Origin of the sequence: Collinsella aerofaciens, from assembly GCF_015670795.1 — a bacterium.
Taxonomy (GTDB): Bacteria; Actinomycetota; Coriobacteriia; order Coriobacteriales; family Coriobacteriaceae; genus Collinsella; species Collinsella aerofaciens_Q.
Genome location: NZ_JADPCJ010000004.1, coordinates 84,453 through 93,200 on the forward strand (window position 1 = coordinate 84,453; position 8,748 = coordinate 93,200).

General features: G+C 58.9%; 8 protein-coding genes. 2 read left to right on the forward strand and 6 right to left on the reverse strand.

The genetic code is table 11. The features are described 5' to 3' along the window. Nucleotides 1–353: 353 nt before the first annotated feature. Nucleotides 354–1,952, reverse strand: coding sequence for a glutamine-hydrolyzing GMP synthase (gene guaA, locus I4W09_RS02730; RefSeq protein WP_196031622.1), 1,599 nt, complete (start codon nucleotides 1,950–1,952; stop codon nucleotides 354–356). A 265-nt stretch (nucleotides 1,953–2,217) separates the two neighbouring features. Between guaA and I4W09_RS02735 the strand changes: the two genes are divergently transcribed. Further along, nucleotides 2,218–3,231 carry an asparaginase gene (locus I4W09_RS02735; protein ID WP_196031624.1) on the forward strand — a complete coding sequence of 338 codons (1,014 nt, stop codon included), beginning with the start codon at nucleotides 2,218–2,220 and terminating at the stop codon, nucleotides 3,229–3,231. Between the two features lie 21 nt (nucleotides 3,232–3,252). Here the strand turns inward: I4W09_RS02735 and I4W09_RS10655 are convergent, their stop codons facing one another. Beyond that, nucleotides 3,253–3,471: a helix-turn-helix domain-containing protein gene (locus I4W09_RS10655; RefSeq protein ID WP_035136926.1), complete on the reverse strand. Its 219-nt coding sequence runs from the start codon at nucleotides 3,469–3,471 to the stop codon at nucleotides 3,253–3,255. Between the two features lie 76 nt (nucleotides 3,472–3,547). Here I4W09_RS10655 and I4W09_RS02745 point away from each other — a divergent pair, with 76 nt between their 5' ends. After that, nucleotides 3,548–3,937: a hypothetical protein gene (locus tag I4W09_RS02745; protein ID WP_196031626.1), complete on the forward strand. Its 390-nt coding sequence runs from the start codon at nucleotides 3,548–3,550 to the stop codon at nucleotides 3,935–3,937. A 9-nt stretch (nucleotides 3,938–3,946) separates the two neighbouring features. On the opposite strand, the gene I4W09_RS02750 is transcribed toward I4W09_RS02745, so the two are convergent. The 4 genes from I4W09_RS02750 to I4W09_RS02765 all read right to left on the reverse strand — a co-directional run bounded on the left by I4W09_RS02750 (nucleotide 3,947) and on the right by I4W09_RS02765 (nucleotide 8,619). Continuing rightward, a complete protein-coding gene (locus I4W09_RS02750) occupies nucleotides 3,947–4,330 on the reverse strand; it encodes a DUF1648 domain-containing protein (RefSeq protein ID WP_196031628.1) in 384 nt (127 codons plus the stop codon). Nucleotides 4,331–4,341: 11 nt separating this feature from the next. Further along, nucleotides 4,342–5,418: a redox-regulated ATPase YchF gene (ychF, locus tag I4W09_RS02755; RefSeq protein WP_055309950.1), complete on the reverse strand. Its 1,077-nt coding sequence runs from the start codon at nucleotides 5,416–5,418 to the stop codon at nucleotides 4,342–4,344. 127 nt (nucleotides 5,419–5,545) lie between these two features. Next, the gene (locus I4W09_RS02760; protein ID WP_117716789.1) at nucleotides 5,546–6,889 is read right to left on the reverse strand and encodes a 6-phospho-alpha-glucosidase; all 1,344 of its coding nucleotides are present in this window, start codon (nucleotides 6,887–6,889) and stop codon (nucleotides 5,546–5,548) included. A gap of 155 nt (nucleotides 6,890–7,044) precedes the next feature. After that, the gene (locus I4W09_RS02765) at nucleotides 7,045–8,619 is read right to left on the reverse strand and encodes an alpha-glucoside-specific PTS transporter subunit IIBC (RefSeq protein ID WP_196031630.1); all 1,575 of its coding nucleotides are present in this window, start codon (nucleotides 8,617–8,619) and stop codon (nucleotides 7,045–7,047) included. Between the last annotated feature and the right edge of the window lie 129 nt (nucleotides 8,620–8,748).

Consider the following 8,748-nt stretch of genomic DNA (forward strand, 5'->3'; position numbering starts at 1 on the left):
GAATCGTTGGGGATAACGAATATATCGAGGTAGACAGTCGTTTTTACCGTCTGTGAGTACCAGCAAATCGATACTCAAAACGTCGTGAGTACATTTTGAGTACCAGTCCGAGCGGCCTCTTGCGGGCGGACGCGATCTGCCGATCAGCATTAATTGAAATAAATTGATGGCGTTGCTTCGGTAATTGAAAACACTTTAAAAAATACCAGCAAACAATAATCCCAGCTAAACAGCTTGAGAGATTGCGTGGCTGGTTTGCATGTACCGCATACACCACAATGCACAAGCATCCATGGCACGCAAATAAAAAACGAGGGAGGCCGCATCCGACCTCCCTCGCAAAGAGCTATTTACTATTCCCACTCGATGGTCGCGGGCGGCTTGGACGTAATGTCGTAGCACACGCGGTTGGCGCCGGGAACCTCGGCAACGATGCGGCCGGAGATGCGGGCCAGGACGTCATAGGGCAGCTTGGCCCAGTCGGCGGTCATGGCATCGCTGGACTCGACGGCACGCAGGATGATCGGGCGCTGATAGGTGCGCTCGTCGCCCATAACGCCGACGGACTTGATATCGGGCAGGACCGCGAAATACTGCCAGCAGCTGTGCTCGGAGTTGCGCTCGCCGGTCTGCTCAAACAGACGCTGGTTGTAGGCGTCGAGCTCCTCGCGCACGATGGCGTCGGCGTTCTTGAGAATCTCGAGCTTCTCCTTGTCGACCGCACCGATGATGCGGATGGCCAGACCCGGGCCCGGGAAAGGCTGACGGAACACGATGTGACCCGGCAGGCCCAGTGCCAGACCAAGTGCGCGGACCTCGTCCTTAAAGAAGTGGTCGAGCGGCTCGATAAGGTCGAAGTGCACGCCCTCGGGGAACGGGATCAGGTTGTGATGGCTCTTGATGGTGGCCGTCTTGCCGCCCGTCTTGCGAGCGCCGGACTCGATGATGTCGGGGTAGATGGTGCCCTGAGCCAGGTACTTGACCGGCTTGCCATCGGTCTCGAGCTGCTGCGCCACGGCGAAGAACTCTTTCCAGAACTGCGTACCGATGATGCGGCGCTTCTCCTCGGGCTCGGTCACGCCGGCCAAAAGCTCGGCATAACGGTCCTCGGCGTGGACGTGAATAAAGTCGACGTCAAACTGCTTGGTGAAGACCTCCTCCACCTGCTCGGGCTCGCCCTTGCGAAGCAGACCGTGGTTGATGAACACGCAGGTCATCTGCTTGCCCACGGCGCGGGCGCCCAGCGCAGCCACGACGGAGGAGTCAACGCCGCCGGACAGAGCCAGAATCACGCGGTCGTCACCGACCTTCTCGCGGAACTCGGCCGTCATGGTCTCGACCAGGTCGTCCATGCTCCAGTTGGGCTCCAGGCCACAGATCTCAAACAGGAAGTTGCTCAGCAGCTGCTGACCGTACTCGGAGTGCTTGACCTCGGGGTGGAACTGCGTGGTGAAAATCTTGCGCTCGACGCACTCCATGGCGGCAACCGGGCACACGTCGGTGCTGGCGGTAACGGTAAAGCCCTCGGGCACCTCGGACACGGCGTCGCGGTGGCTCATCCACACGGTCTGCTCCATGGGCGTGGAGTTAAAGAGCTTGGCGCCGGCCGTGCGCGTGATGGTGGCGCGGCCGTACTCGCCCACCTCGGAGTGGCCGACCTTGCCGCCGAGCGTCACGGCCGTGATCTGATGGCCGTAGCAAAAGCCCAGGACGGGAAGGCCCAGGTCAAAGATGGCAGGATCGATGGACGGAGCGTCCTCGGCGTACACGGAAGCCGGACCGCCGGAAAGGATGAGCGCAGAGGCGTTCATCTCGCGAATCTCGTCGGCCGAGATGTCGCAGGGGACAATCTCGGAATACACGTTGAGGTCGCGGACGCGACGGGCAATGAGCTGACCGTACTGCGCACCAAAGTCGAGTACGAGGACCTTTGCGGAAGCCTTTTGATCCATGGTTCCCCCTCTTGTTGGCGGGGAGCCGGTGCCCACCCGCGTGAATGAACGAAATAGCTTTCATAGTGTACACGTTATATGGGGTTTCTCGTCCCTCACAGCCGTCAGCGCACGGCAAACGCACGACCTGGGCCCTATTTGACGACAATTGAAGTGTTACCAAACGTTACAGATGATGTAATACGTTTGAACATTGGACGCCCTGTGCCACAATACTGCCGAACGACTCCGCCTCTGCGGCGGCAAATACGATAGGAATACCAGCATGAAGCGCATCCTTCTCATCGCCACGGGCGGCACCATCGCATCGACCGAGGACGGCAACGGCCTCTCCCCCGCCCTGACCGGTGAGGAGCTCGCCCAGAGCGTCCCCGAGATCTCAGGCCTCTGCGAGCTCGACGTCGTGCAGCCCATGAACATCGACAGCACCAATATGCGTCCCAGTGACTGGATGCGTATCCGCGACGTCATCGTCGAAGGCTATGCCGACCACGACGGCTTTGTGGTCCTGCACGGCACCGACACCATGAGCTACACCGCGGCGGCGCTTTCCTACCTGATCCAGGACAGCCCCAAGCCCATCGTGCTCACCGGCTCGCAAAAGCCAATGGGCAACCCCTTTACTGACGCCAAACTCAACCTGTACCAGAGCCTGCTCTATGCGCTCGACGAGCATTCGCACGATGTGTCGATCGTTTTTGGCGGCGTTGCCATTGCCGGCACGCGCGCCCGCAAACAGCGCACCATGAGCTTTAACGCGTTCATTAGCGTCAACTATCCGCCCATCGCCTATATCCGCAACGACCGCATCGTGCGCAACGGGCTTCACGGCACGCATCAGGGCGAAAACCCGGTGCGTTTCTACGACAGTATCGACCCGCGCGTATTTGTCCTTAAGCTGACGCCCGGAGTGAACCCGGGTATCCTGGACGCCCTAGCCGATAGCTACGATGCTGTAATTCTTGAGACCTTTGGCATTGGCGGTATTCCCGAGTTTGGCGAGTCGGGCGAGTCGTTCCAGGAGACGATTTTCCGCTGGGTCGATTCGGGCCGCACCGTCGTTATGACCACGCAGGTCCCCGAAGAGGGCCTTGACCTTGGTGTTTATGAGGTCGGCCGTGCCTACGCCGATCACCCAGGTATTTTGCGCGGCGACGATATGACCACCGAGACACTCGTGGCCAAAACCATGTGGGCGCTCGGCCAGTCACGCGATGCGTCAGAAATTCAGCGCCTGTTCTACAGTCAAGTCAACCACGACCGTATCCCGATGGTGTAACCACCGGTCAATAGGCATCTTCTATTCGATACCCTCAAGAAGCTCTGACACCGTCATGCCGAGTGCGGGCGCGATCTTAAATAGAACCTTGAGCGTGAAATTTGCCGTCCCATCTTCGATTCGGTCGAGGTAGGGTCGGCTGATTCCTGTCGCCACACAAAAATCAACCTTGGAGATACCAAGGTCCCTGCGTGTCTCTTCGACCCGCCTGCCAAGAATCTGTTTCGCACGTTCGTCCATGCAGCCGAGTTTGAAATGGAGCCGAACATAAACGTAAACTATAGTTTACGTTTTGCCGAATACACAGGAGTTTTCTATGTCGGGTTCTTCGGTCCGCATGTACCGAGCCACGCTTCGCACAAACAGCGCACCGCCCAAGCTCGTCGTCGTTGAAGCAGAATGCCTTTCGCCCGATGAGCGCACAGCATTTGCATTGCTATCAAGTCGCGTCGCCACCGTTCTGATCCCTTGCCCGGCGCAAGGTGAGCTTGCCATCCAATGCCAAGCGCACAGCTGCTCGCTCAATCAGGCTGCCGTAATCGCAACCAGCCAACGCGGCCTGCCGCTCCTTCTAGAAGCCGGTATCGCACTCGCCCTTCGTGGCGCCGGATACGAAAACGAGACCGCCGCCGACATGGTCTTTAAACCACGATCGAGCGGCGGCCTCGCAGCAGCCATTGAATATGCGTGCAGGCTCGTTGCCTAAAAGGACAAGCTAGAAACCAAGGCCAAAGCCCGTTCCGGTAATCGCCGAATACATAAAGTAGACGTTGATTACGTTGAGGAACACGCCCGTGATGCAGCCGTTACGCAGGTAGCGCTCGCACGCAAGACGTGCCATCACAGCGGAGTCCTCGTTGTTCTTTGCCTGGCGTCCCGCCGTAAAGTACGTCGCCACGCCCAGCAGCAGGTTGAGCACCGGCAGTGCCAGCAACTCGTAGCTCTTGCCCCAGCGCGTCACCTCGCCGGCGGCATTAAACTTTGTTGCCACCTCGGGACCAATGTTGGGGATCACAAACGCCGCTACCACCAGCGGAAGCACTGCAAGCACCAGCAGCGCGATGCCCATGTAGCCGGCTTTTTTGCCATATTTAAACATGTGCGTCGTCCTTACACGTTAAAGCGGAAGTGCACGACATCGCCATCGGCCATGACATAGTCCTTGCCCTCAATACGCAGCTTGCCGGCGGCCTTGGCGCCCTGCTCGCCGCCGAGCTCGATGTAGTCGTCGTAGCCAATGACCTCGGCCTTAATAAAGCCGCGCTCAAAGTCGGTATGGATAACACCGGCGGCCTGCGGAGCGGTCGCGCCCTGGCGAACCGTCCAGGCCTTGACCTCCATCTCGCCGGCCGTAAAGAACGACTGCAGACCGAGCAGCTTATAGGCCGCCTGCGCGAGCACGTCCAGACCAGGCTGCTCCAGGCCCAGGCTCTCCAGGTAGTCGGCGGCGTCCTCGGGGTCGAGCTCGGAAAGCTCGGCTTCGATCTTGGCGCAGATGGGCAGCGGCTTGACACCATCGATGGGCGCCAGGTCCTCGTTGAGCATGTCCTCGTCCACGTTGGCCACATACAGGATGGGCTTCATGGTGAGCAGGAACAGGCCCTTGGCGGCAGCACGCTCCTCGTCGGTCATCTCCATGGATGCGGCGCGCTTGCCCTCGTTGAGCCAGGCAAGCAGACGCTTGGCGACCTCGAACTTGGGCATGAGCTCCTTGTCGCGCTTGGCCTCCTTCTCGAGCTTGGGCAGCTGTTTTTCGAGCGTGCCCATGTCGGCCAGGATGAGCTCGGTCATGATGGTATCGGCGTCACCGGCGGGGTCGACGAACTCGCCCGTGCGGCCCACCTCACGCATGACGTTAGGATCCTTAAAGTAGCGCACGACCTCGCAGATGGCATCGGTCTCGCGGATGTTGGCCAGGAACTGGTTGCCCAGGCCCTCGCCCTCGTTGGCGCCCTTCACCAGGCCTGCGATGTCGACGAACTCGACCGTCGCCGGCACAATGCGGCCCGGGTTGACAATGTCGGCGAGCTTTTGCAGGCGGCTATCGGGCACGTCAACGATACCCACGTTGGGGTCGATCGTGGCAAACGGGTAGTTGGCGGCAAGGCCGGTCTTTTTGGTAAGCGCGGTGAACAGCGTCGACTTGCCCACGTTGGGCAGGCCCACGATACCGATGGAAAGGGACACGACAGCTCCTTTTGGTACAGGTACTTCAAACTTCATAAGTATAGCGCCGCCGCAGCATCCGGGCGAATCCGGACACCACGGCGGCGCAAATGAAGCAGAGATGCGTGAGGGTTCGAGACAGCAGTCCTTACTTAAGCTCGGGCCAGAAATCCTTGTTGGCCTCGATGAGCTCGTCCAGGATCTGCTTGGCAACGCTTGCCGAAGGAATGGTCTTGGAGAGCGTGAGCGCCTGCCAGAGCTTCTGATAGCTGCCCTCGACCCAAGCCTGGACAACGAGCTTCTCGACGGAAACCTGCTGCTCCATCAGGCCCTTCTGGAACTGCGGGATCGGGCCCTGGCAGATCTTCTCAAAGCCGTTGGAGCCAACGATGCAAGGCACCTCGACCATGGCCGTCGGGTCGAAGTTGGGCACAGCACCATCGTTGGGGACGATCAGCAGGAAGCGCTCGAGCGTGTTCTCGGCCAGCGCGCAGGCAAGGTCGACGATGTAGTTGGCGTGTACGTCGGGCTCAAAGCCGCCGTCCTTGGCAGTACCCTTGGCGATGATGTCGCGGCAAGCGCCAAAGACCTTCTTCTCGCGGCCGTCCATAACCTCATTGGCGCGAGTGTAGTTGGGGTCAGACGTCTCGACAACATAGTCCGGGTACAGGTAGTACTTGAGGTAGGTGTTGGGAATCGTCTCGGGATCGACAGCATAGACATCCTTGGCCTTGCCGAAGGTGTGAATCCAGCTCTCCTCGACGTGCTGCTCCTTACCGGCCTCGTGCTCAATGCCGTCCAAGTAGCCGTTCTTTGCCATGTGCTCCTTGATCTGCGGCATGAGGTCGTTACCCTCCTTGTCGTAGATCTTGCTCCACCAACCAAAGTGGTTGAGGCCGTAGTAGCTATACTGCAGCTCGCGACGATCCTTGATGCCGCACATACGGCTCATCTTATCCATGAGGTCGATCGGCATGTCGCAGATGTTGATGATGCGGCTGTTGGGGCGCAGCACGCGGCAGGCCTCGGCGACGATGGCCGCGGGGTTGGAGTAGTTGAGCATCCAGGCGTTGGGGCTGTACTTCTCCATGTAGTCGAGGATCTCGATGACACCACCGATGGAGCGCATGCCGTAGGCGATACCGCCGGCACCGCAGGTCTCTTGGCCAACGCAGCCGTACTTGAGAGGAATCTTCTCGTCGAGCTCACGCATGGCGTACAGGCCGACGCGGATGTGAGCAAGCACGAAGTCGGTCCCGGTGAATGCGGTCTCGGGGTCGGTGGTGTAGCTAAACTCAACCTCGGGGGCGTTCTCGTGGAAATAGATCTCGCAGGCCTTTGCCACGATCTCCTGGCGCTCGGCGTTGTTGTCGTAGAAGGTCACCTTGTTGACCGGGAAGCGGTCACGCTCCTCAAGCAGCATCAGAGCGATGCCCGGGGTGAAGGTAGAGCCACCGCCGGCAATGGTCACGGCATAGTTTTTCTTGGACATGATGTCCTCCTCATTCTGGCCGCTTGCTCAATCCATCCCCGTACGCGGCCTGCACGGTTTGGAATTGTTACCTAGAAGTGGAGTTTTTTATCTCTAGAATCGGCCTTGCGGTGCATACCGGCTCTGCAAGGCCGATTGTTTCGATGGACGATGGTTTACAGAAGACTCTCGAACTTCAGAAGACTCTCGAACTTCTCGCGAACCTGCGGGACGCTAAGGCCGACGATGACCTGGATTGACTGACCTTGGACCACCAAGCCATGCGTACCGATCGCCTTGAAGGAAGCCTCGGGTGCAACGACGCTCTTGTCCTTGACGTTAACGCGCAGACGGGTAGCGCAGTTAGTTACATCGATGATGTTATCCGTGCCACCGAGCAGATCGAGGATGTTCTCGGCAAGCACCAAGCGCTCATCATCTTTACTCTGGGCGACCGATTTGCCAGCAGCACCGCCCTGCTTTTGCTTGTAGTCGGCCTTGGACTTGAGCTCGACCTCAACATCGTCATCCTCGCGACCGGGGGTCTTAAAGTCGAACTTGACGATCAGGAAACGGAAGACCACAACCCAAAGAGCGGTAAAGCACAGACCGACAAGGATGGAGATGGCGTACTGCAGACCGTGTGCGGCCCAAAGGGGCAGCCAGTCCCACGAGAGCATCGAGATGATGCCGCCGTCGAAGATACCCACGACGCCAAGGAGGTTTTGAGCCATGCAGCCAAGCGCTCCGAGCACGCAGTGGACGACGAACAGGCCGGGCGCGATGAACAGGAAGGTGAAGTCAAGCGGCTCGGTGATACCGCAAAGCATAGCGGTAAGGGTGACCGGGATCAGCAGAGCCTTGACGCGCTGCTTGCGCTCGGGTTTGGCGGTCATATAAAACGCAATGGCGACGCCAAGCGAGCCGAAGACCTTAGTCCAACCAGGGCAGGTATAGGCAGCCCAGGGTGCGGCATCCTTAAGAGCAATGCTCGGATCCGCAGCCAGTTGGGGCAGGATGTTGGCCCAAGCAGCAAAGATGCCGCCGTTGACCGCCGCGTTGTCGTAATAGAACGGCGTATAGATAAAGTGGTGCAGGCCTGTAGGGATCAGCACGCGCTCGAAGAAAGCAAAGACACCCACGCCAAACGTACCGGCGGAAAGGATGAATCCCTGGAAGGCGGAGATAGCAGCCTGAACATGCGGCCACACCAGGCAGGCGATAAGAGCGACCGGAACCATAACGAAGAAACCGATCATATAGATGAACACGGAGCCCGAGAACACGCCCAGCCACTCAGGAAGTTCGGTGTCGAAGAACTTGTTATGCAGCATCGTGGCGATACCAGAGATAATGAGCGCGCCCATGATGCCCATATCAAGCGTTTTGATGCTTGCGATAGTGGCAAGACCAGTACCGCTGCCCGCCTCGACAGAGTAGTCGACCCCAAAGACAGGGCCCCACTGCCCCAAGATTGTGCTAACAAAGTAGTTGAAGGTAAGGTAGATGGCCAAAGCCTCCATGCAGCAGCGAGCGTTCTGCTTGTTCGCGAGCGAGATTGGCAACGCTACGCAAAACAGCAACGGCATCTGGTTAAAGAGCGTCCAACCACCCTGGAGCAGCACATTCCAGCAATCAAACCAAAGATGGCCCGCAGTGGCCATCTCGCCAAAGATCGCCTCGGTGGTAAACAACGTACCCAGGCCGACGACGATTCCGGAAAAGGTTGATTTCCGATCCCAACCGAACACATTGAGCTGACGGCACGCTCCCGCAGTTAACCGAACGCCCCCGAGGTCCTATCCGGGCCCCGGGGGCGGCATTTTCCCAGTTGAAGGAATGGTGGAGATGTGTTTCGATGGGTCCGGTGGCCATGCTCC